General features: G+C 38.9%; 16 protein-coding genes and 5 pseudogenes. 17 read left to right on the forward strand and 4 right to left on the reverse strand.

The annotated features are described in order from the left end of the window. Window positions 1–120: 120 nt before the first annotated feature. A pseudogene (locus tag ACFFAP_RS18230) lies at window positions 121–286 on the reverse strand (IS4 family transposase); the annotation flags it as partial. Between the two features lie 855 nt (window positions 287–1,141). Here ACFFAP_RS18230 and ACFFAP_RS18235 point away from each other — a divergent pair. From ACFFAP_RS18235 to ACFFAP_RS18305, 15 genes and pseudogenes are all read left to right on the forward strand, one after another. After that, a complete protein-coding gene (locus tag ACFFAP_RS18235) occupies window positions 1,142–2,587 on the forward strand; it encodes an NHLP bacteriocin system secretion protein (RefSeq protein WP_375512526.1) in 1,446 nt (481 codons plus the stop codon). Between the two features lie 5 nt (window positions 2,588–2,592). Then, window positions 2,593–4,839 (forward strand): annotated as a pseudogene (locus ACFFAP_RS18240) (NHLP family bacteriocin export ABC transporter peptidase/permease/ATPase subunit); the annotation flags it as partial. Between the two features lie 174 nt (window positions 4,840–5,013). After that, entirely contained in the window at window positions 5,014–7,197 is a 2,184-nt protein-coding gene (locus tag ACFFAP_RS18245; protein ID WP_375512541.1) for an NHLP bacteriocin export ABC transporter permease/ATPase subunit, read from the forward strand. A 105-nt stretch (window positions 7,198–7,302) separates the two neighbouring features. Then, window positions 7,303–7,506: pseudogene (locus ACFFAP_RS18250) on the forward strand (hypothetical protein); the annotation flags it as partial. A gap of 339 nt (window positions 7,507–7,845) precedes the next feature. Further along, window positions 7,846–8,013 carry a hypothetical protein gene (locus tag ACFFAP_RS18255; protein WP_375512527.1) on the forward strand — a complete coding sequence of 56 codons (168 nt, stop codon included), beginning with the start codon at window positions 7,846–7,848 and terminating at the stop codon, window positions 8,011–8,013. Between the two features lie 902 nt (window positions 8,014–8,915). Then, window positions 8,916–10,124 carry a glycosyltransferase gene (locus ACFFAP_RS18260; RefSeq protein ID WP_375512528.1) on the forward strand — a complete coding sequence of 403 codons (1,209 nt, stop codon included), beginning with the start codon at window positions 8,916–8,918 and terminating at the stop codon, window positions 10,122–10,124. Between the two features lie 91 nt (window positions 10,125–10,215). After that, complete coding sequence (locus tag ACFFAP_RS18265; protein WP_375512529.1) at window positions 10,216–11,067, forward strand: hypothetical protein; 852 nt, start codon at window positions 10,216–10,218, stop codon at window positions 11,065–11,067. 284 nt (window positions 11,068–11,351) lie between these two features. Next, entirely contained in the window at window positions 11,352–11,927 is a 576-nt protein-coding gene (locus ACFFAP_RS18270) for a hypothetical protein (RefSeq protein WP_375512530.1), read from the forward strand. A gap of 147 nt (window positions 11,928–12,074) precedes the next feature. Then, window positions 12,075–12,974: a glycosyltransferase family 2 protein gene (locus ACFFAP_RS18275; RefSeq protein WP_375512531.1), complete on the forward strand. Its 900-nt coding sequence runs from the start codon at window positions 12,075–12,077 to the stop codon at window positions 12,972–12,974. 56 nt (window positions 12,975–13,030) lie between these two features. Continuing rightward, window positions 13,031–14,194: a glycosyltransferase gene (locus ACFFAP_RS18280; protein WP_375512532.1), complete on the forward strand. Its 1,164-nt coding sequence runs from the start codon at window positions 13,031–13,033 to the stop codon at window positions 14,192–14,194. A gap of 105 nt (window positions 14,195–14,299) precedes the next feature. Then, window positions 14,300–14,791 carry a sulfotransferase family protein gene (locus ACFFAP_RS18285; RefSeq protein ID WP_375512533.1) on the forward strand — a complete coding sequence of 164 codons (492 nt, stop codon included), beginning with the start codon at window positions 14,300–14,302 and terminating at the stop codon, window positions 14,789–14,791. Between the two features lie 511 nt (window positions 14,792–15,302). Continuing rightward, complete coding sequence (locus ACFFAP_RS18290) at window positions 15,303–16,202, forward strand: glycosyltransferase family 2 protein (RefSeq protein ID WP_375512534.1); 900 nt, start codon at window positions 15,303–15,305, stop codon at window positions 16,200–16,202. 162 nt (window positions 16,203–16,364) lie between these two features. Beyond that, entirely contained in the window at window positions 16,365–17,303 is a 939-nt protein-coding gene (locus ACFFAP_RS18295; protein WP_375512535.1) for a LicD family protein, read from the forward strand. 2 nt (window positions 17,304–17,305) lie between these two features. Then, window positions 17,306–19,153: an aminotransferase class I/II-fold pyridoxal phosphate-dependent enzyme gene (locus tag ACFFAP_RS18300; RefSeq protein WP_375512536.1), complete on the forward strand. Its 1,848-nt coding sequence runs from the start codon at window positions 17,306–17,308 to the stop codon at window positions 19,151–19,153. An 18-nt stretch (window positions 19,154–19,171) separates the two neighbouring features. Next, window positions 19,172–19,870 (forward strand): class I SAM-dependent methyltransferase, encoded by a 699-nt coding sequence (locus ACFFAP_RS18305; RefSeq protein WP_375512537.1) that lies wholly within the window; start codon window positions 19,172–19,174, stop codon window positions 19,868–19,870. 213 nt (window positions 19,871–20,083) lie between these two features. Here the strand turns inward: ACFFAP_RS18305 and ACFFAP_RS18310 are convergent. Further along, window positions 20,084–21,592 (reverse strand): annotated as a pseudogene (locus ACFFAP_RS18310) (IS66 family transposase). On the opposite strand from ACFFAP_RS18310, the gene ACFFAP_RS18315 reads away from it, so the two are divergent. Then, window positions 21,585–21,761, forward strand: coding sequence for a hypothetical protein (locus ACFFAP_RS18315; RefSeq protein ID WP_375512538.1), 177 nt, complete (start codon window positions 21,585–21,587; stop codon window positions 21,759–21,761). The pseudogene ACFFAP_RS18310 and the gene ACFFAP_RS18315 overlap by 8 nt on opposite strands. Window positions 21,762–21,773: 12 nt before the next feature. On the opposite strand, the gene ACFFAP_RS18320 is transcribed toward ACFFAP_RS18315, so the two are convergent. Both ACFFAP_RS18320 and ACFFAP_RS18325 read right to left on the reverse strand, forming a co-directional pair. Then, complete coding sequence (locus ACFFAP_RS18320; protein ID WP_375512539.1) at window positions 21,774–22,040, reverse strand: hypothetical protein; 267 nt, start codon at window positions 22,038–22,040, stop codon at window positions 21,774–21,776. A gap of 48 nt (window positions 22,041–22,088) precedes the next feature. After that, window positions 22,089–22,403: a hypothetical protein gene (locus ACFFAP_RS18325; RefSeq protein WP_375512540.1), complete on the reverse strand. Its 315-nt coding sequence runs from the start codon at window positions 22,401–22,403 to the stop codon at window positions 22,089–22,091. A gap of 281 nt (window positions 22,404–22,684) precedes the next feature. Here ACFFAP_RS18325 and ACFFAP_RS18330 point away from each other — a divergent pair. Continuing rightward, window positions 22,685–23,827, forward strand: a pseudogene (locus ACFFAP_RS18330) (ISAzo13 family transposase); the annotation flags it as partial.

The following is a 23,827-nucleotide window of genomic DNA, read 5'->3' on the forward strand; positions in this document are numbered from 1 at the left end:
TTTAGCATTACCCCTCCCAATTTTTCCTCTGGAGGGGATTTTATTATTTATGCAATGCCATCTAAACACCTGCAAGCATAACTAGCAACTTGGGTGATTACTCTATGAAAGAATCAAGGGCATCGTCCGATAACTACCACCAACGCCTGCCCAACGAGAGATTCAAGGGCATCGTGACTCGCCCGCTCATCGCTAACATGGACAGGATTATTTGGTTAAATTGCCGCATGGTTGTCGCGTTGATCTGCGGTAGCAGGCATTGTAATAGTGATAAGATATCGGGCATGGGCTGCTTGTAGTGTTTGAGTTGTCGTTGTGAGAGACAATAACTCTACTACCGCAGTCCTATCTCTTCAAAGTTTGTGATCGCACTCAAGCTTGGAAATTTATGCGAAGACAATAACTCTATTACACCGGACCTCTCTCTTCATCCTCTTATTTTGGCTAAGGTATTGAATTAGACCTAGTATTTTTCCTGCTAGGAGAGTAGATGTATGTTTAGCTACATTATTACTATTTCGGTGAAGTGGGAAAAGTAGGATGTTTTGTAGTAATCCTGGACTATACTGTTGAGAAGCTGTAATTTAGTGTTTAGCACCTATTCACGATAAAATTACACAAGTTAATATGAAAATCACACCATCAGTAAGAGAAAGTTCTGAAAAAGCAATACCTTTGCCAAAAACAGAGGTAAACCCCGTCCATTTTGAAACCTGGAGTTTTATAAGCTGAGTGTATTATTCGGTCGTGGCTTGAGTTTTGAACTTTACCCTGATTCAAAAAAACTATAGTTTTCAAGCTAGACGTGGTTTAATTTAGCTTTTGGCGAAACAGTCGCCCGACAAGCGCACTAAAGAGTATTAGGCAAAACGTAAAACCCTCACCAGACATAGAGGACAGTAAAAATTACTTTCACAAAAGCCATACAAAATTTTATTGCCTCAGTTTTTTGTTTGATAGCAAAAAAACACATGCATAATCCAGGTTCTTCTCTATGTTACTACTCGGAAATTGGCGAAGTATTGAAGAAGAGAACCGATATTTTTGTAACTAGCAAATTAAGTTAATTGTTTCTTCGACTATAACATATTTATTTATGTCAATAACAACAAGTTAGGAATTTATATACTAATAGTATTTTGTGAATAACCTTAAGAATAAAAACAATTTGTTTCGCAAAGAAGCTTTAGAACGTGCTTCTTCTCCAGAAGAATTAGACCAGATCATGCAGGTAGTCAACCCACAAAAGTGGCTACCTTTAGTTGCTGTTGGTTCATTAGTAGTGGCAGGGCTAACTTGGAGTATCTTAGGTCGAATCCCAATTACAGTCACAGGTACTGGAATAATAGTTTATCCCAGCACGGTTACGTCGTTTCAGTCTTCTGTTGCTGGAAAATTGCGAACAGTAAACGTTCGTGTTGGTGACTTTGTTAACAAGGGAGATGTACTGGCGACATTAGACGAAAGCGAACTCTTTAAACAGCTACAATTACTACGCACTAAATTAGAGCAACTGCAAGCACAGGATCTCCAAGCTAGTTCTTTGCAACGACAGCGGCAATATGCAGACAAACAGGTAATTGCACAGCAACGCCAAAGTTTGCAGCAAAGTCTCCAAGCAGTACAGAAGCTGACGCCAATTTTAAAGGACAAAGGGCTAGACTCAATTGGGCGCGATCGCGCCAACCAAAAACAACGCCTCAAAGCACTGCGAGAACTGCTGCCTACTTTTAAACAAAGATTAAACAACCGCCAGCAACTTTTGCAACAAGGAGCAATTGCTGGTGATACAGTATTACAAGCGCAGCAAGACTACTTAAATGCTGTCACCCAAATTAATGAAGCCGAATCACAACTCAAACAACTAGACGTGAAAGAAGCAGATGCCCAACGGCAATATCTGGAGAATTTGAACTCAATTAAAGATTTGCAAGCACAACTGAAACGACTAGATAGCCAACAAGCACTTTCAGATCAACAAGACTTAGAAACTGTAACTAAGCGCAAAAATGAAATTCAAGAAGTCCAGCGCAATATTGCTCAATTGGCACTGCAACTGACGAATAATAGCCTGATAAAAAGCAGTTACTCAGGACGGGTTTTAGAAATCTCGGCCACACCTGGACAGGTTGTTTTACAGGGTACACCCATAGGAGCGATCGCTGCACAACAGCAAGTATCTTCAAGAGTGAGCGTGGCATTTTTTCCGGTTGGCGATGGTAAACAAATTCAACCAGGAATGAAATCACAAGTTACACCTACTACAGTAAAAAGAGAACGCTTTGGTGGCATACAGGGTACAGTTACCGATGTTTCAGCCTTTCCCGTGACTAAAGAAAGTGCATTAAGTGTTGTAGGCAATTCGGAATTTGTGCAAGGTTTAATGTCGCAAGACCCACAAATCCAAGTTACTACCCGACTGCAACCAGACACTTCAACCTTTAGCGGCTATAAATGGTCTTCTTCCCAAGGACCACAGTTGCAGGTTACATCTGGAACCACCACTACTGTACAAGTCACCGTCGAAGAACGCGCCCCAATTACTTTCGTCCTACCGCTGTTAAAATCCTGGAGTGGCATTAACTAGATATGATGTGGTGGCAAAATCTCCAGAAACTAATCAGGCGTAAAAGCAAGCAGTATCATACTCCGACTGTACTGCAAATGGAGGTAGCAGAATGTGGGGCAGCTGCCTTGGGGATTATTTTGGCGTACTACGGTCGCATTGTCCCGCTAGCAGAACTTAGACAAGCTTGTGGAGTATCACGGGATGGTGTTAATGCTCTTAACGTTGTCAAGGCAGCCAAAATCTATGGACTCAGCGCTAAGGGCTACAAGAAAGACTTAACTGCACTATGGTATCTCAAACTTCCTTGCATTGTATTTTGGAACTTTAACCACTTATTAGTCGTAGAAGGTTTAAGCAAGGAACGAGTTTATCTCAACGATCCGGCTAGTGGACGGCGTAGTGTCTCTTGGAAACAATTTAGTGACTCTTACACAGGTGTTGTGCTTGTTTTAGAACCTGGTTTGGGTTTTCAAAAAGGCGGACGCAAACCCAGCACGATTTTGAGTTTATGGTCGCGTTTGCAAGGATCTGTTGGTGCGATGGTTTACTGTGTGCTGGCAGGTTTTTTGCAAGTCATTCCGGGATTAGCCATACCTGCATTTTCTCAAGTTTTTGTGGATCATGTGTTAATTGGAGGTAAAAATGAGTGGTTACGTCCGCTCATTTTAGGGATGATTTTCACAGCTGGACTCAATGGATTTTTAACACTGTTGCAGTTGCAATTTCTGCGTCAGTTAAAAGTCAAGCTGTCCGCGAGCATGAAAAGTAAATTTATCTGGCATATTTTACGTTTAAGCATCAGTTTTTACAATCAGCGATTTGCAGGAGAAATTAGTAGTCGCATACAACTCAACGATAGTATTGCAAACTTGCTTTCCGGGAAGTTAGCTACTAGTGCGATCGCCGCAGCCTCTATATTTCTATATGTAATAGTTATGCTGCAATACGACGTATTACTAACTTCAATCGCGATCGCCTTTGTCGGTGCAAACCTAGTTACTTTGCAATGGATAAGAAGGCATCGCACAGATACTAGTACTAAAATGATACAAGAGGAAGGAAAAGTCCAGGGCATAGCGATTTCTGGTCTTCAAAGTATAGAGACGCTCAAAGCATCTGGATTAGAGTCAGATTTTTTCTCGAAATGGGTAGGTCACTACACCAAAGCGATCAATATACGTCAACAATTAGAAGTAACTAACCAAACACTAGGAATTTTACCAACATTTCTCTCAGCTAGTGCATCTATGCTCATGTTAACTATCGGCGGTTTGCGAGTCATGGATGGAGCCATGAGCATTGGCATGTTAATTGCTTTCCAAGGCATGATGCAAAGATTTCTTGAGCCTGTCAATAATCTGGTTAACTTAGGAAGTGACCTGCAAGAGATGGAAGGCAATCTTAATCGCCTTGATGATGTTTTGAATAACCCCATTGACCCGCAGTTGCAGGCAGAGGAAGCAGGGGAGCAGGCGAGCAGGCGAGCAGGGGGGAAGTCCTCTTTTGTGACCAGTTCTTGCCCTCTACCGCAGACCTCTGTCCCTAAGCTGAAATTACAAGGGGATGTTGAATTACGCAATGTTACCTTTGGCTATAATCAAATAGCTCCACCGAACATAAAGAATTTCAATCTCTGTGTCAAAAAAGGACAGCGAGTTGCTTTAGTAGGTGCTAGTGGTTGTGGTAAATCTACTATTGCCAAAATTTTGTGTGGACTTTACAAACCCTGGCAGGGAGAAATTTACTTCGATGGCGAACCTAGAGAACAAATTGAGCGCGATGTATTAGTCAATTCCATCTCTGCCGTAGACCAAGAAATCTTTTTCTTTGCTGGCAGTGTTAAGGATAACTTAACACTTTGGGACAGTACTATACCCAATCAAGATTTAGTTCAAGCTTGTCAAGATGCTGAAATTCATGATGTAATTGTCTCTCTACCAGGAGGATACAATGCAGACTTGTTAGAGGGTGCTACTAATCTCAGTGGTGGTCAGCGACAACGCTTAGAAATTGCCCGTGCCTTGGTTAATCATCCCAGCATCCTGATTTTAGATGAAGCCACCAGTGCCTTAGATGCCAAGACTGAAAAACAAGTCAGCGATAATCTGAAAGCGCGTGGTTGTACTTGCATCATTGTCGCACACCGACTTTCGACTATTCGAGATTGTGATGAAATTATTATTATCGAATGCGGAAAGATAGTTCAACAAGGAACTCATGAGCAATTACAGCAAATTGAAGGTCTATACTTACAATTGATTCGTAGCGAACAAAACCTGGGGTTTGAATCTAGTATTGTCTCAACAACAGAAACTAATTTTGCTGATGATTCCTCTATTTCTCCCACTTCTTTAACTGAGATAGATGCTATCAAAAATCCTACACAAAAGATAGATGCAGAATTACTCAGATTAGAGTCAAAGAAGCGCCTCGAGCGTGAGTTAATGACACAAACATTAGCTGAATTGGCATCTGTACTGCAACCAAAGTCTGACAAGGTAACTAATCGCTCAACGTTTAATACAAATTTCTATTTAACCCAGAGCCAGCAAGCTTTATTAGTTGCAGCTGGTGCTGTAGGTAAAGCTTTAGAAATTGAAATTCGTCCCCCAGCAACTTTCAAAGATTCCCAGGAAATCAAAGACTCTGTAGAGGCGATCGCTCGCGCTTCGTGTATCCGAGTGCGGCAAATTAAGTTGCCAGACAACTGGTGGCGACGAGATTACGGTCCGATATTGGCATATATCGAAAAGACAAAGTTGCCAGTGGCATTGTTACCAACATTTGATAACCGTTATCAACTTTATACGCCTAGCGAACAAACCTCTATCCTTGTAAATGCTCGCACAGCAGCAACATTAATTCCAAATGCTTACATATTTTATCGACCTTTAAGTGAGAAGCATCTCAATGTTCTAAATTTACTTCAGTTTGCTTTCCAACGACATTATAGAGAGTTAATTGTAATTTTCTTGACAGGAATTACAGTTACTTTACTGGGAATGCTCACGCCTTTTGCTACAGCTATCTTGATTGACAAAGCTATTCCTGATGGAAATCGCGCTCTACTAGGTCAAGTTGCTTTTGGATTAGTGGTTGCTGATGCAGGCATAACGTTGTTTCAATTAACTCAAGGGCTGGCTACGATTAGGCTAGAAACTTTTGCCACTTCCTCTACTCAAGCAGCAGTTTGGGATCGATTACTCAATCTCAAGCTTTCTTTTTTTCGCTCTTTTTCAGTTGGTGATTTAAATTCTAGAGTCACAGGTATTAATCAAATTCACAAAAAATTGGGTAACATAATCTTAAAATCAATCCTTTCTAGCTTATTTTCGTTACTCAATCTCGGATTATTGTTGTACTACAATATTTTCTTGGCTTTATTAGCTTGTGCAGTCGCACTGCTAAATACAGCTGTGACTATCATTTTTGGTATTGCGATCCTCCGTAAAGCTCGTTCGGGATTAATCTATGAAGGTGAAATCTTTGGTGTAGTTTTACAGTTGATCAATGGAGTAGCTAAACTCAGAGTCGCCAAGGCTGAAACTCGTGCTTTTGCTCACTGGGGTCAACAGTATACCCAACAACTAAAAGTAATGCTCAGTACGCAAGGTATTCAAGATTATCTTGCTGCGATTAATAAAGTACTACCTACCTTAACTACTGCGGCTCTATTTTGGTTTGCTGGTAGCTTAATTGAACAGTCTCATGTATCGAAAGAACCTAGCTTATCTATTGGTACTTTCTTAGCATTTAATGTTGCTTATAACACTTTTATAAATGGAGTAACTAGCCTCAGCAGTATAGTTGTAGAAGTTTTGCAAGTCTTGCCTATGTGGCAACGAGTTAAACCAATTCTCCTTGAAGAATCAGAAATTACCTTCAATCAAGTAGATCCCGGAAAACTTTCAGGTAGATTAGCTCTAGAACGTGTCAGTTTTAGCTACCGTGATGATTGTCCTTTAGTATTAGATAACGTTAGTATTCAAGCTCAAGCTGGAGAATTTATTGCGATTGTTGGCCCTTCCGGTAGTGGGAAATCAACTTTATTAAGACTACTTTTAGGGTTTGAATTTCCCAAATTAGGCAGGGTTTGCTATGACGGACAAGATTTAGCCTCTGTGGATATTCTTGCTGTACGCCGTCAATTAGGCGTTGTACTGCAAAATAGTCGGTTGATGTCAGCTTCTATTTTTAATAACATTACTAGTGGTACAGCCCTGACGATTGACCAAGCTTGGGAAGCAGCTCGAATGGCGAGTTTAGCAGATGATATCGCTGCCATGCCAATGGGGATGCACACAATTGTGAGTGAAGGCGGTAGTAATCTTTCTGGCGGACAACGACAACGGCTATTGATTGCACGAGCTTTAGCACTCAAACCTAAGATTTTACTGTTTGATGAAGCCACTAGTGCGCTCGATAATAAAACCCAAGCCATAGTTAGTCAAAGCTTGGATAAATTGCAAGTCACTAGAATCGTTATTGCTCATCGGCTTAGTACCATTCGCAACGCTCACCGCATTTACGTACTTCAAGCAGGCCGTGTTGTGCAACAAGGAACTTTTCAAGAGTTGCTAACTACTGAAGGATTATTTGCCCAGTTGATGGCTCGGCAGATGGCATAACCCGCATTTCTCACAAGCTTAAGAGAAAGAAGGGGCAGAGGAGAAAGAACTTGTACAAGAACTCTCGGCGTTGCATAATAGAGGGATGAATTGAGGTTATCTACTGTGCAATGTCCATACTGTGGGTCTACGGAAATCCGGAAGAATGGAAAGCGAAGAGGTAAGCAAAATCACATCTGTACTAACTGCGACGTGCGTTCCGCCCCGCTTCGCTAACGCCAATTTATAGATGTGTATAATCCGCCAAAAGGATATTCAGAGGAGGTGAAACAAGAATGTTTGAATCCTCTGGTATCCACGCAATGGTTTTCCTTTCAATTGGTTATCTAGTCTAGTTCCCGGTGCGAAACTAAATTTTCAAAAAATGAGGATATGGATTTAAGCTATTTCCAGCAACCTCAGCCAAGGTTTTTAGGCTTTATAGAATAAGCTTTCTGAGTTTTGCACCGGGAACTAGTCTAAACTCCAGTTATTAAACAAAGTCAGAAAAGTAGGAAAAGTAGGAAAATTAGGAAAAGTATCAAGTTTTGAAAAATGACTTTACAAGTGTGAATCAACCTGATATTACTTATATATAGAATGTATGTAAGTAATTCCGAAAGAATTAAAACAACAAAAGCAACTAACATCGAAAAAGAGGAAATAAACATGAATCCTTCACAAGAAGAACTACAAGAACAACTCACCAACGAAGAAGTAATAGATGGTGAGCTATCAGAGGAAGAATTGCATATAATAGCAGCCGGATTATTCGGGGATTTGTTCGCACTAAATCTTCCGAAGGCCTCTTTTGAGTCCACGGCAAGCGTATCTTAATTAGTCTTGACAAAAACCTTAATTAATATATCAATGAAAGAACAAGAATTTATTGTTTGATTGGTTTTTCAGAGGTTAGGGCGATCGCTTAAAATCTTGTCAATAAGCGGGCATTAATGCAATTTTTATGAGGTTTATTGACATTAAGAGGTTCTTGTTGACAAGATGCGTTTGCCCTGCTTTTGACACAGATGTTTAGGCGTAGAGGCTAAGGCAAATACGCCTGGTTTAAACGCAAACACTAATGAATTTAATAGCAATTATCTTTGAAGCTGCACATTAGATTTTGACGACTCCTAACCTCTCTATGCATTGTCCAGATTTTTTACAACCTTGAAAGGCTTGTTATAGAAAGTTTATTAAGAGGTTGTTTAAAAAGTGGTTGGCTGTGATTTTAATCAAGTTTTTACTCCCTTTAATCCCACACCACTTGCTAAAAAAAGGTTTAGTTTGTATAGCCGCGATTTTCAACCGCCAGGTGTTTCTTGCGAAAGTGGATGCTCTCAGAACACTAGGGATTTATAAAAAATAAAATGCCCAGCCGTCGCTTTCGCCCTTTGGAGCAAAACCTTCAAAAAAATTGCGTAATCGATGTTTTTTCATGTATCTTAAAATAGAAACGATATAACTACTATAACTTTATTTTTATTGGTACTTTATAAGCGATCGCTAATCATATAAGGCGACTGCCAGAAACTTAAAACTCTTGCTTTCAGAGAAAATTCCCGAATTTTTCTTTAATAAAGTGTAAAAGAATCAAACGGCGATCGCAAACACGAATATGTACATCATTTCAATACAGTGCATTGATAGGTTGTTTTTGTTAACCCTTGCAAAAATTCTCGTCAAGCGCATATTAGTATGATTCATTTAAACTCAATCTTCTTCACAACTACTTACACATGAGTACTATAGTCATCACAAGTAACGGTACATTAGGAGACAACTTACCTTATATTGAACTTGCAAAAGCCCTGAAAACTAGAGGGCATAAAATACGCATGGTAGTAAATGAGGCGCTACATTCCTATGTTTTAAAAGCTGGATTGGAAGCTGTTGCTAGCGGTCGCTTAAGGATGGGCCCTGAAGAAGTGCGACGTAATGCACAACAATGGAACCAATTGGGTTTATTGAGGGGACAGCCGTCAGACCAAACAATATCTCTAAAAAACAACGATAACATAATGGCTCGTTTGAAACCTCTGTTAAATACATGTCACGATACAGATATGTTGATTTCTGGTTTTGGGGAGGATTCGCTTGCAGCTGTAATAGCAGAGGTTTATGATATCCGTTGGGTTCGCTCTTGTGTGGCTCCATTTTATCAGTGCTTTTCTCAGCCAGAAATTAAAGATCGACCTAATTACGATAGTTGGCTAGATACAAAAAATTCAAACCGCTTTATTTTGGCTGCCAGTCCCCCTTTTTGCCAGTTACCTCCAGAATATTCTCAAGTACATCAAACAGGTTTCTGGTTTTATGAAGATTCAGATTGGAGCAACGGCGAACCTAGCCAAGAGATTAGAGAATTTGTCGAGCAGGAACCCAAACCTTTAGCGCTTTCATATAGTAGTGTACCTGTGGAAAATCCTCAAGAAATAGTGGAAGTTCACGTGCGGGCGGCGGCGAAATTGGGTAGACGAATTTTGATTCACCAAGGCTGGGCAGACTTTAATCAAAGTCATTTACCATCAGACATCGACCGGGATAATGTCATGTTTGCCAATGGTTTTATAGCCCATGATTGGTTGTTTTCTCGTGCAGCTGCCGCGATCATTCATGGCGGGATCGGGACGATCGCGCGATCGTTGCGTAATGGCTGTCCTATGCTGGTGGAACCCTTAGCCTTCGATCAATTTTTTAACGCCCTACAGGTGCAGAAATTAGGAGTTGGAGCTGCTATGGACTCACAGAAGCTGACAGCTGATAGAGTTGCTAGTGTTTTAGACAAAAAAGTATTGACACCTGATTGTAAAAGACGGGCTGTTGAAGTTGCTGAGAAAATTAATGCCGAACAGGGTTTAATCGCAGCCTGCGACTTAATCGAGAGCTGGTTGTCAACTGATCACCCCAGCTATGATACAGCGGATAGCGAGTTTGTAAGGAAGTAGCAGTAGCGAACAAATCAGCTTCGCAGATATTTTAAATTTACTAAATCCTGATTTTTCCGTTGACCGAGAATAGAGAACAAGAAGAGTTACTATGTTAACACCAGAGCAAAAGCAGCAATTTGTCGAAAAGGGCTACGTTTTAATTAAGGGAGGCATCAAAAATCTTGACTTGCTTGCCAAAATGCGGGAGCAGACTTGGGAGCGTATAGGCTACGATCCTCACAATAGAGAAACATGGGTTGATCGATACGTTGAGTTCGCGGCGACTGAAGCTCACTACTTTCCTGATATGGCACCGAGAGTATGCAAGGCAATAGGAGAACTCGTCGGTGGACTAGATCGCGTTGATATCAAGTCAATACAGTACTTGTGGAACCGTTTCGTTGTCAAGTACTCATACTACCCCGATTCGCGTGAATGGCAACTCCCGGAGTCTATGTGGCATCGAGACGGGGGTTATTTCTTGAACTTCCTGGATAGCCCGGAAACGGTCATCGTCCCTCTAATACTTGCCTCTGATATAGAATCGCGCGGCGGCGCAACAATAATTTTACCGGAGAGCGTGTCGCTGATTGCACGCTTTTTAGCAGACCATCCCGAAGGCGTGTACGGGTGGCAGCACCTTCGTCCTTGCTATCCTATCTACGAGATAGCAGCTTCATGTAAGGAGTACGTTGAGTTAACCGGTAAGATGGGCGATGTCTACCTGATGCATGGATTTATGGTTCACGCTGGTGGCTACAACTACTCCCAAGAGCCAGTGTATGTGATGAACTCGCAGGTATGTCTGAAGGAACCGCTGAACTTAAGTTCAAAAAACCCATCACTGCTGGAGCAGGCTACCTTGAAAGCGCTGGGTGTCTCCTCCTTCGATTTCAAGCCTACAGCACCCCGCAAGAGAATTACAATGCCCAAGGACGATTCTTTAAAGCTTGTATCTTAGCAACGAGATCGCTGCTGGGTCATTGTTTGATTAAAACTAGGGTGGATGGAAAGAACACGTTCCTATCCCAATGGGACAGAGCAACTGTTTTTAAATACGAAAAAAAGAAAAAAATATTCCTCACAATTTCTTGGCTAATTCCTATCATAATAATGAGTCATTTCAAATCACCCACTATATTACTGCTCCTTTTCTCCAACCTCTTCAAAAATGGTTGATGTTCTCATCGCAACTGCACTTGATTTGATTAATCCAGAGCATTTAAAAAACTGGTTTACAAACTGTTGTTACTGTACCTCATAAACCTGCAATATGCTGTAATCAAGGAAGTTAATCCAAAAGCTACAGGGTTTTATTGTCAACAATACTGCCCTAAGATTCTTTTTCTCTTACGTCACCCTGCTGCTGTTGCCTTAAGCTTTGCACGCCAGGGATGGCTTAAGGCACGGGACACTCAAGTAGATACTGGCGATCCCGATGCCAGCGTATGGGAAAAATTTGGATATGCCTACGGTTCCACAATGAAGCGTGCACTAGACATAATCCAAAACGGTTGCGAGCCTAAAATCATTCTGTACAAGAACGTAGCTCTAGATCCAAAAGAACAGTTTAGGCAGCTATTCCAGTCGCTAGAATTCGATATACCTAAAAATTATGAAGAGATGATGCACGATTATTGCTATTCTGAGAAGCTAGTTAAAAATAATCATCAAACAAGAAGAATATCAAAGGACATGATTTACAAGTGGTGTGAGCAATTGTCGAATCAAGAAATTGCGCTAATTAAAAACGGGTTTACGATTTCTGGATTAGATTTATCTTCCAATGAAATAGATTGGCTTCCTAGTAATAATCAATAGAGCCTGAAATTGATAAATTAATGGAAGGTAAGAATTCATTCAAGAAATGATTAAGAAAATTATAAGTCAATTTAAAGAGGTGGTTGTAAAAACTTGTAGAGGATAAAAATTCCGTAGCTGCTTCCATAAATAGGAGTTAATCAATCCATGTCAAATGTTAGCGTCATTATTCCCACTTACCAACGGGCTAATCTAGTTTCAGAAACCATTGAGAGTGTGTTAGTACAAACATACACAGACTATGAAATTATTGTTGTCAATGATGGTTCCACAGACAATACTAGAGAAGTCTTAGCGAGATTTGGAAATCGGATTACTGTTATCCATCAAGAAAATAAAGGCCCATCTGTAGCTCGAAATACAGGAATTATGGCTTCGCAGGGACAATATATAGCCTTTATTGATGATGATGACCTATGGGTACCAAATAAGCTGGAAAAACAAGTTTCCTGTTTTGAATCCAATCCAAATATTGGCTTAGTCTATTCAAATATACTCTTTTTTAACGATTATCATGTATCTGCCGATATATGGCCAAAAAGAAGTCACCCACCTGGTGTGCTAAAAAATTGGATGTTATTTGAACTTAATTTTATACCGATACTTTCGGTGATGGTTCGTCGAGAATGTCTAGATGAGGTAGGTTTATTTGACCAAACGTTGAAATATTGTGAAGATTACGACTTGTGGCTGCGAATTATTGAAAAATTTTCTGTTCATTTCTTGAATAAGCCTTTAGGTTTTTATCGCTTGTCGTCTACAAACAGTTTGTCAAAAAATAAAGAGCAGATTTTACTTAATGAGATACATATCAAAGAAAAAGCTTTCAGCCGCAACCCAAATCTCACGAAGTTACCACTGAAGCTACTTGACCAAAGTTTTTATAGTAAATACTTAACCCTCGCTCATTTTTATATTCATCATTATCAGGGCGAAAAAGCACGGCTTGTTTTGAATAAATATCGGCAAGCCCGTGGTATTGACAGCATCTATGAGTGGTTGTGGCAGATGAGTTTCCCTGCCCTCAATTCATCACCTCATCTGTGATCCGAGTGATCGCATCATTTAATTTTATTACTAATCCTCTTCACCATTACCTACACATGAGTACTATAGTCATCACAACTTACGGTACATTAGGAGACAACTTACCTTATATTGAACTTGCAAAAGCCCTGAAAAATAGAGGGCATAAAATACGCATGGTAGTAAATGAGGCAGTACATTCCTATGTTTTAAAAGCTGGATTGGAAGCTGTTACTAGCGGTCGCTTAAGGATGGGCCCTGAAGAACTGCGACGTGATGCCCAACTATGGAACCAATTGTCCTTATTGAGGGGACAGTCCTCAGACAAAACAAAATTTGTGAAACACAAGAATGACAGAATGGATGCTAGGAACCGTCTGTTAGAGTCATGTTCCGATGCAGATATGTTGATTTCTTGTTTTGTGGAGGATTCGCTTGCAGCTGAAATAGCGGATAATCATAATCTTTGCTGGGTTCGCTCTTGTGTGACTCCATTTTATCAGTGCTTTTCTCAGCCAGAAAGGAAACGTTCACCTCATTTCGATAGTTGGCTAGATACAAAAAATTCAAACCGCTTTATTTTGGCTGCTAGTCCCTATTTTTGTCAATTATCTCCAGAATATTCTCAAGTACATCAAACAGGTTTCTGGTTTTATGAAGATTCAGATTGGAGCAACGGCGAACCTAGCCAAGAGATTAGAGAATTTGTCGAGCAGGAACCCAAACCTTTAGCGCTTTCATATAGTAGTGTACCTGTGGAAAATCCTCAAGAAATAGTGGAAGTTCACGTGCGGGCGGCGGCGAAATTGGGTAGACGAATTTTGATTCACCAAGGCTGGGCAGACTTTAATCAAAGTCATTTACCATCAGACATCGACCGGGATAATGTCATATTTGCCAATGGTTTTATAGCCCACGATTGGTTGTTTTCTCGTGCAGCCGCCGTGATTACTCATGGCGGGATTGGGACGATCGCGCGATCGTTGCGTAATGGCTGTCCTGTGCTGGTGGAACCCTTAGCTTACGATCAATTTTTTAACGCTCTACAGGTACAGAAATTAGGAGTTGGAGCTGCTATGGATTCAGATAAGCTGACAGCGGATAGAATTGCTAATGTTTTAGACAAAAAAGTATTGACACCTGATTGTAAAAGACGGGCTGTTGAAGTTGCTGAGAAAATTAATGCCGAACAGGGTTTAATTGCAGGCTGCAACTTAATCGAGAGCTGGTTATCAAGGTAGTGCTAAGTTGACTTTTCACGAGAAGTTCTCAAACCACGAAATAGCACAGCCTTGTTTTTTTGCCAGCTTTAATTCGCAATAGAATTCATTACCTTAGCTAAGTTTATGCAAACTAACCAGATTAAACAATCTGTTTTGGTGATAACCGGAATGCATCGTTCTGGTACATCTTTTACTGCATCCTTACTTCAAAGTGCGGGGGTAAATATTGGTCAAAGACTATTAGAAGCAGAACCAGATAATGTTAAAGGTTTTTTTGAAAATATTGACTTTCTTGAATTTCATAAAATGGTTCTAAAGTCACAAAAATTAAAGGATAAACAGTGGACTATAGACAAAAAAATTAATGTAGAGGAACAGGATATAGAAAAAGCAAAAGAAATCATTGCCAAAAATTCACAGACTTCAATTTGGGGATGGAAAGACCCTCGAACTACGCTTTTCTTAGATTTTTGGGAATCTTTACTCCCAGAGGCTAATTTTTTACTAATTTATCGCTCTCCGTGGGAAGTGATAGATTCCCTTTACCGTCGAGGTGAGAGCATATATTTTAAATATCCACAAATACCAGTACTAACGTGGATACAATATAACTAAAAGCTCATAGAGTTTTATGATAAATTTCCTAATCGTTGCCTTTTAGCTAGTGTTTATAGCATCGCTGAGAATACTCAAGCCTTTATAGATGCAATCAATGCAAAATTCCAACTTAATCTAGGAACTCCCAATTCAGATATTTATGATGAATCTTTACTTAAAAATCAAGTATCGGATACTTATAGATCCACCCTAGTAGGTTTTTGCTTTCCTGAGACATCCTATATTTATAGGAAACTTAATACCAGGGAAATACCACTTGGAAAGTATCCTGATTTTTCATGGGTTGAAAAAATAAAACCTTTTGAAATGAGCGGAGCTTTTCAAGATTGGATAAATATCCGTAGTTTGGAACAAAAATTTTAAAAACTACAATTTGAATTAGAGCAAACACAAATTCAGCTTCAACAAGCAAGAGGCAGAACTCAAGACGTGTAGTCATAACAAAATTGAATGATAAAAATCTTATCGACAGATGTTTGCACTCTATGAAGAATTAATATAAGCAACTATGCCAAATGTTAGCGTCATTATTCCTACTTTCCAACGGGCCGATCTAGTTTCAGAAACTATTGAGAGTGTGTTAGCACAAACATACACTGATTATGAAATTATCGTTGTCAATGATGGTTCCACAGACAATACTAGAGAAGTCTTAGCAAAATTCAAAGATAAAATTACTGTTATCGATCAAGAAAATAAAGGATTAGCTACCGCTAGAAATACAGGAATTATGGCTTCGCAGGGACAATATATAGCCTTCGTTGATGATGATGACCTATGGATACCAAATAAGCTGGAAAAACAGATTCCCTGCTTTGAATCTAATCCAAATATTGGTTTAGTCTATTCAAATATAGTCTTTTTTGACGATAATTGTGTGTTTACTTCCAAAATATGGCCAAAAGGAAGTCACCCGCCTGGTGTCCTAAAGAGTTGGATGTTATTTATGGTTGATTATATACCAGTGCCTACTGTGGTGGTTCGTCGAGAATGTTTAGATAAGGTGGGTTTGTTCGATCAGACATTAACTTCTTGTGAAGATTACGATTTGTGGCTGCGAATTATTGAAAAATTTTCTGTTCATTTCTTGAACAAAACTGTAGCTTTTTATCGCCAGTCTGTAAACAGTATGTCAACAAATAAAGAGCGGATGTTAGTTAATGAGATACGTGTTAAAGAAAAAGCTTTTAGCCGCAACCTAATTCTCAAGAAGTTACCGCTCAAGCTACTTGACCAAAGTTTCTATAGTAAATACTTAACCCTCGCTCATTTTTATATTCATCATTATCAAGGTGAAAAAGCACGGCTTGTTTTAAATAAATATCGGCAAGCTCGTGGTATTAACAGCATTTACGAGTGGTTGTGGCAGATTAGTTTCCCTACCCTGAACTCATCACCCCATTTATGATAGTATTCATAAGGCAATCGATTTATATGGGATTAATTTCAAGTCTGATGATGTATCTTCATCCGCTTGTCAATCGCGTTTAAGATGCACTTTTCCTGTACTGTATATTAGGGTATCACTAAGTTTTGATTTAAAAGTTAAGAGAGTAAAAAGAATAAAGTTATGGATCATACTCAAGCAACCTTAGATTTAATTGAGACAAAGAAAATTTTAGATACATTAGGAATTCATTTTTGGTTAACAGATGGCACGCTTTTGGGTTATTATCGGGAAAATGATTTTATCAAACACGATAAAGATATTGATCTCGCATTATTTGCCAAAGATTACACTGAAAAAATTGTTGAATCCTTTGTCATGCAAGGGTTTAAAGTTAAAATAAGGGGAACTCAAGCAGAAGGTTTATTGTTGTCAGTTTATAAACATCTTAACATCGATTTATTTTTTGCTTATGAAGAGAAAGATTATATATGGTATACCTGCTGGATGAAAAGATATGAATTAATTGAGAATTCAAAGGAGGTTAAATATGAAATGGTTAAATATGTTTACCCCAAGACAAAATTTAAAAAAATTATATTTAAAGAACATGAGTTTAATGTTCCTGATGATGTGGAAAAATATTTAAGTTGGGAATATGGAAAATTTTGGCAGATTCCAGATCCAAACTGGCATTATAGTTCACCAAAAAATCTCATTGATGGCCCTTGGTTACAGCTACCAGAAATAGCACTAAAACGCAACTTGAACGTGATTTATGATCTCTATATACAAGTTTTATATAGCTTAATTGAGTTATATAAACGAAACCCTTTAGATCCAGATATAGTGTCTGCATTACAAAAGGCTAGAAAACAAAATGCTGATTTCTGGATGAGTATCCCACCTGAGGAACTTGAAATTACATACTCAGGGCGTATGAGAGTGTCTTATCACATTTTAAAGAATAGCGGTATCAAGAATGAAACCACCCCTCAGAATGAGCTGAATGTTATACGTAAGATGCTAAGGCAAGCTCAAGAACTCAACCCGCAGCAGAAGCATTCTTTACTACTCGCAGCTTTGCTTTACGCTCGTTCCAATAGTGGTAGTGCTGAATAGTAATGATTCAGAGTATCAAAGCAGATAAGAGTCAATTTAAAGTAATCATTTTGGCGGCTGGATATGGTAGGAGAATGCGCCCCCTTACCTACCAAACTCACAAAACCCTATTGCAGATTGGTGAGAAAACAGTTCTGCAAAGAATTATTGACGGGATACTTGAGTATCACCTCACCGATATTACCATTGTGACAGGTTATCGGGTTGCAGAAATCAAACAGCATCTCGAACAAAATTATCCCCATTTAGCTATTAACTACGTTCATAACGAAAGATATGGAGAAACAAACAATATTTACTCCTTATCTTTAGCTTTACAAAATTTGTGTATAGATAAAGATATTATCCTAATTGAATGTGACTTAATCTTTGAGCCTGCGATTCTTGAGCATTTATTGAAATCGTCGTATAAAAATGTTGCTTTGGTGGATCGCTACAGAAGTGGTATGGATGGGACGGTAGTTACCATATCGAAACGAAAAATCATCACGAATGTTATCCCTCCCCATCTCCAAGACGTTAACTTTGATTTTAGTGACAAATATAAAACTTTAAATATTTATCGTTTTTCTCAGGAATTCTGCAATCGTTCTTTTGGAAAAATGCTGCAATTCTACGCTCAAAACATTGATGATAATTGCTACTATGAAATGATTGTGGGATTAATTATTTATTTACAAAAAGAAGAGATTTATGTTGAAATTGTAGGTGAGTCTGAAAAATGGGCAGAGATTGACGATCCTAACGATCTAAGAATTGCTCATTTTATCTTTGATAAATCTAAGCAGAAGACTATTTTAGATAGTTCCTACGGAGGCTATTGGAACTATAATATTCTTGATTATTGCTTTATCCGTAATATGTATTTTCCTACCAGTTCTGTTTTATCTGAAATGAAAAACAACTTGGTATCTCTAGTTCAAAACTATGGTTCTACCCAAACTATTCTCGACCATAAACTTGCTAACTATCTTTATTGTCAGCAAGAAAAGGTTACTGTTCTCAATGGTGTTTCCCAAGTCTATCCGATTGTAGAACAATACTTAGCTGAGTTTAGAGGCTTGCTTCCTAGTCCTACATTCGGTGAGTATAGTAGAATCTTTCCTAAAGCTATTACATACTCAGATCGAGTAGGAATAAATACTAGAGAAATTCTTGAAAAAGCTCAAAACTGTGATTTTATTGTATTTGTCAACCCTAATAACCCCACTGGTTCTTTACTGGAAACAAAATGGATCTATAATTTTGCTGCTACTTATCCTGATAAGATAGTGATTTTAGACGAATCATTTATTCATTTTTCTGACCAAGAAAGTATTTTACCTTTACTGGAAAACGCTCCACTATCTAATGTAATTTTACTAGTAAGTTTAAGTAAAATACTAGGAGTACCAGGGATTCGCTTAGGTTATGCTTACAGTGCTAATCAAGCTTTTAATGCTTATCTCCATAGCCACATACCCATTTGGAATATAAATTCATTAGCTGAATACTTCTTGGAAATTATCCTGAAACATCGAGAAGCGATAAAGACATCTTTCCAAAAAACTAAAGAAGACCGCGAACAATTTGCTAAGGAACTTAAGTCACTTCCTGGCGTTAAACAAGTTTACCCTAGTGGCGGAAATTTTTTACTACTTTGTCTGGACTACGATCTAAGCTTTAAAGATAACTTGACCAAAAAATTATTGTCCTCACATGGTATATACGTTAAAGATGTATCTAGTCGCTTTAGTAGTAAAAAATTCTATTTAAGACTAGCTGTTAGAAATATCGCTGATAATGAGATTTTTCTCAAAGCTTTTCGAGAAGTTGTAGCTAGTTTCAAAGAAAATATAAGTATTTTGTAGACTAGTAGGTAAATAATTATGAGAAACAATTGGCAAAAAATTTGGAATAGTAGACAAATATCTTCAGCAGATAAACCTATCTTAGAACAGTTAATTGCTATTGATGGCTTTAGTTCACCATTTGGTCAGCTAAGTCAAACCGAAGCATGGATGGAGTATCTTGAACGCATAGTTACTAAGTTAAAAATTGAACCACAAGATTCTATCTTTGAAGTAGGCTGTGGTTCAGGTGCTTTTCTCTATCCCTTTTATCAAAAAGGACACAAAGTAGCAGGAATTGATTATGCTGAAAATCTAGTTAAAATTGCTTTCTCAGCTATGCCTCAAGCTGATCTTAAAGTTTGTGAAGCTATTGATATTCATAGAGAAGAGCAATTTGATATTGTAATTGCTAATGGTGTATTTTTATATTTTTATGATTATGAATATGCTGCCAAAGTTATTAAAATAATGCTTAAATTGGCTAGAAAAGGCATTGGCATATTAGACATTCCTAACCTTTATGAAAAGGAAGAAGATTTGAAAAGAAGACGAGAAACAATTGGAGAAGAAGAATATAACAAGCAGTATCAAATTTTAGAACATTTATACTACGATAAAAATTATTTTCACCAACTTTTAGTTAATGAACCTGTTAATATAAAAATTGAAAATCAATATATTGCAAATTATGGTAACAATGCATATCGCTTTAATGTATTTATTTTCAAAAAGTAGCTCAAAATGAGATTGTATAAACAAGGATGTTTCGTCGCCTTCAACATAAACACAATAGTGTTTACCGGAAATCCCAACAATTTCTAAACTGAAATAAGTTGTTTTATCTAAGGAGTAGTGATTAACAAATTGACCACTACTTCCATATCACCACCTAAACGGGAAGCTCACAAGAGCGAGAGGTGAATTATATGTAAGGATTCAGGTCTAAATTTAAGAAATTAAAGATGGTGCTTGTACACCAGAGTGAACCATCGCTTTTATAGCTTGCTCAAAAAATTTAATAACAGAACGCCCTTGACGACGACAAGTTTGTACGACCGTCAATAAATTGGCAGTATGTTTAAATCTCTCCATCGAGCCAGAGCCACCACTGACTTTACGTTTGGTTACAGCCTCTCCTGTGCGATCGTTCAGCTAGGTTATTATCCGGAGGGATCTCTGGATGGTCTATAAAATACCACCATTGATCTGCTTTATCCCGTAGCGATCGTAAAAGCTTACCAGCGTCCCCCCCTGCTTTCCCAATCCACTGATTTATGGATGACTCAACTAGTGCTTTGAACTGAGAACCCCAACTCAAGAACTCTAGAATATTTTGATTTTTCTGGAATAAACCGTAGTTTTTAAATGCTTCATCAATCAGATTGACGAATTTATTCCCAATTTCAAGGTTGTTTAAGCCTGGAAGCTTGATCAGCTTCTTAAAATGGCGGCTAAATCAAGCTAAACATTTCTGTTGGGCTTTTACGTCGTAACCGTTATAAACGCAATAATCATCGGAACTGAGTACACCATCATAGCTCATGCCAAGGATGATTTCTAATTCTGCTCTTGTTCGGGTGTCGGCGGCATGAAACAAAGCAAAGTTGGTCGAAGCAAAAATCCACAACCATTCTTTTACGCCTTTGATCACCCAAGGTGTTTCATCCGAGTGGATATCTGGCTGCGTTTGTTGTATCCAATCTTTGAGTTCATTAACGCTTTGATCAACTGCATCATCTATTCTTTCATTCGTAGTTACTAAGGTTCCCACCCCGATTTCTATCTTTCCCAGTTCCCACAATAGAACTTGAAAGTTTTTCATAGGGTAAATGCCCATAGTTATTTACCCATCCCAAAAAAGCTTGTAGTTTTATCCCCATGTCTTGTCCTGGAACTATATCCCCAGACCAATCTGCGGCTTGCAAATTTCCACATTCGCCGCATACACTCATTTTGGCGATGATACTCAACTATTTCAATTGGGCACTCAACCAATTGCGCTACTTGCTGTGTTTCGATTTTTATCGGCTCCCCAACGAAGTCCGTCTGACCACAGCAATGACAAAATTCGGGGCGTAAAATCTCAACCCGATCTACTCGACCAAACCCCTTACGCGTTTTTCCCGGATGGCCTGGTTGCCCTCCTGGTTTCCGTTTTGGAGCTTGGCTGTCCCCATCACTCTGGTGTTGTTTGTTTTCTGATTTTTTTAGGATATCTCCAGATGGGGGCTTTGATGATGTAGAACTATCTAAATCTCGACTCACCTTGAGTTTTTCTACGAATTGCTCTAGTTCTAAAATTCTCTTGTTTAGCGTCTCTATCGCGATCGCCTGCTCGATAATGATATCCACCAGTTGTTCGGTCGCCAACTGTCCAAGGGTTTCACGGTCTAACTGTCTTCGGCAGGTCTTTTTCCATAATTGTGATAATCCGCCTCGGCTGTCACACTTGTCAATACCCTCTGACCTGAATCCTTACGATTTCTTCAGTTTGTGCGCTCATACTTTTAGCTCAAAAGTTAAGTTTTGGGGTAACTGCCATTTCTGGCAGGAGCGATCGCCTTCTTTGTCCGGTGGCGATCGCTTTAATTTATGCTTGGCTCTTTTATATGAACTGGGCAAATGATTTCCCGTATGGTCATTTTGAAGTCTTCTTTTGCTTCACCAACACCGAGCGCAAGTACGGCCGACAGGCTGCTTCTCCCCGGTGTATGAGAATCCGCAGCGCCTGTACTTCCTGCATTGGAGAAAGACAGATTTCAGCGATGGCTGGAATCAAATTCTGTTGCTTCTGCACATAATCTTGATGCTGCCGCTCTAACACAGCAATTTTGGAGTTTAACTGTTGTATTTGCCGTAATGCTTGAGTTATGGATGATTCTTTCTTTTGAGAGCGGTTGTCCAAAGTTAATGTCTAGAATTGTTGCTCCTTTGTAATTTATAAAAATGCCAATCAAGTTTGTACAAGGTCTTCACTACTAAATATCTTTTTTTTCATGCCGATTGAAGTGCGAATAAATCCAGATTTTTCGCAATACTTATCCATTTTTAGATCCGAAGTTATTGGACAAGCTAAAGGGCTAGCAATTGAGACAACAGAAGTAGCTTCTTCGCAGGGTTTTGTTAATTCTGACTCGTGCCAGTCGCCTAAGCAACGGAATATAGTGACGTGTCCAGTTGGTTCGTCTTCGTCGGGCTGAAAAAGAATATTTACAATTCTTTCAGTTGGATCTAGTTGTATAGATTCTTGAAAGCCTTGCCAATCCAAGCATTGTTCGCCAAAGCATCCTTGAGGGTGAATAGCGCAATTGAAAAGTACACCGTTGTACGGGATACCGTGATAGTATCTGCAACCTTTACAATTGGTGGGTATAGGTAAAGGCTTGCCCTGGGCAAAGCCGAAGGGCTGAGGTTGTCCTAGGGACTTCCAGAAAATAAAATATACAGTTTATAAGAATGATAATCATTGTTAGGGGGGTAGGAGAGGATGCCAACGGCATCCTCTCCTACCCCAAGTTGTAGTAAATTTAATAATGATTAGATTTTGGGATGTTTAAGGTGTCAATAGAACTAACGGATTCATTGAAAAACTTGTTGAAGGAAACTGCCAAGCAATTAAAAGGTGGGGCCAAGCGTAAATTTATAGCACAAACAGTTGCGGCATTAGGACATGGAGGACAGTTGAAAGCAGAGCAAGAGTTAGGATGGAATCGTGTCACCATTAGTAAAGGAATTAAAGAATTAACTAGTGGTATTACTTGTGTAGATAATTATCGAGGTCGAGGACGTTATAAAGCAGAATCACATCTGCCAAATCTTTTATCAGATATCAAAAATTTGGTTGATGGCCAAAGTCAGATAGATCCAAGCTTTAAAAGTCAAAGGCTCTACACCCGGCTTTCGGCTGCTGAAGTGAGACATCAATTAATTGAGAAATTTGGCTATGCAGATGAAAAGTTACCAACTTCAGAAACAATTCGTGTAAAACTAAATGATTTAGGGTATCGCCTCAAACGGGTTGCGAAAATTCAACCTCAAAAAAAATTCCTGAAACTGACGCAATCTTTGAGCAATTAGCTATAGTTCATCAGGAAGCTTCAGATGACAAGAGTATTTTACGCTTAAGTCTAGATGCAAAAGCTCGTGTAAATATCGGCTCATTTGACCGTGGTGGTAAAAATCGAGTACCGACGAAAACTGATGACCATGATTTTCACCCAAAAACAACTGTGGCTCCTTATGGTATTTTTCTTCCAGAGCTTGATGAGCTATTTTTGTATTTTACAGAATCTAAAGTAACTAGTGATTTTATAGTTGATATTTTAGCCGATTTTTGGGAATCAGAAAGCTGGCGATTTGCAGAAATAAAAACTCTGCTTATTAATCAAGATAATGGAGGAGAGAATAACTCTCGGCGTACACAATTTATGAAACGCATAGTTGAATTTTCTCAGAAATATCAACTAAATTTACGTTTAGCTTACTACCCTCCGTATCATAGTAAATATAATCCTATCGAACGGACTTGGGCTGCACTAGAAAATTATTGGAACGGGAGTATTTTAGATGAAGTAGAAACTGCTTTAAATTTTGCTCATAATATGACCTGGAATCGGAAGCATCCTGTCGTTAAACTAGTCACTGAAACTTATGACCTAGGAGTTAAACTGACAAAAGAGGCTATGTCAAAAG

The sequence above is a fragment of the uncultured Nostoc sp. genome, from assembly GCF_964245575.1.
In the GTDB taxonomy this organism is placed as follows: domain Bacteria; phylum Cyanobacteriota; class Cyanobacteriia; order Cyanobacteriales; family Nostocaceae; genus Nostoc.

What these genes read in the sequence shown, in the direction of transcription:
- ACFFAP_RS18245 (WP_375512541.1), top strand. Translation starts at nt 5,014, where the DNA reads ATGACACAAACATTAGCTGAATTGGCATCTGTACTGCAACCAAAGTCT.
- ACFFAP_RS18255 (WP_375512527.1), top strand. Translation starts at nt 7,846, where the DNA reads ATGAATCCTTCACAAGAAGAACTACAAGAACAACTCACCAACGAAGAA.
- ACFFAP_RS18260 (WP_375512528.1), top strand. Translation starts at nt 8,916, where the DNA reads ATGAGTACTATAGTCATCACAAGTAACGGTACATTAGGAGACAACTTA.
- ACFFAP_RS18265 (WP_375512529.1), top strand. Translation starts at nt 10,216, where the DNA reads ATGTTAACACCAGAGCAAAAGCAGCAATTTGTCGAAAAGGGCTACGTT.
- ACFFAP_RS18275 (WP_375512531.1), top strand. Translation starts at nt 12,075, where the DNA reads ATGTCAAATGTTAGCGTCATTATTCCCACTTACCAACGGGCTAATCTA.
- ACFFAP_RS18280 (WP_375512532.1), top strand. Translation starts at nt 13,031, where the DNA reads ATGAGTACTATAGTCATCACAACTTACGGTACATTAGGAGACAACTTA.
- ACFFAP_RS18285 (WP_375512533.1), top strand. Translation starts at nt 14,300, where the DNA reads ATGCAAACTAACCAGATTAAACAATCTGTTTTGGTGATAACCGGAATG.
- ACFFAP_RS18290 (WP_375512534.1), top strand. Translation starts at nt 15,303, where the DNA reads ATGCCAAATGTTAGCGTCATTATTCCTACTTTCCAACGGGCCGATCTA.
- ACFFAP_RS18295 (WP_375512535.1), top strand. Translation starts at nt 16,365, where the DNA reads ATGGATCATACTCAAGCAACCTTAGATTTAATTGAGACAAAGAAAATT.
- ACFFAP_RS18300 (WP_375512536.1), top strand. Translation starts at nt 17,306, where the DNA reads ATGATTCAGAGTATCAAAGCAGATAAGAGTCAATTTAAAGTAATCATT.
- ACFFAP_RS18305 (WP_375512537.1), top strand. Translation starts at nt 19,172, where the DNA reads ATGAGAAACAATTGGCAAAAAATTTGGAATAGTAGACAAATATCTTCA.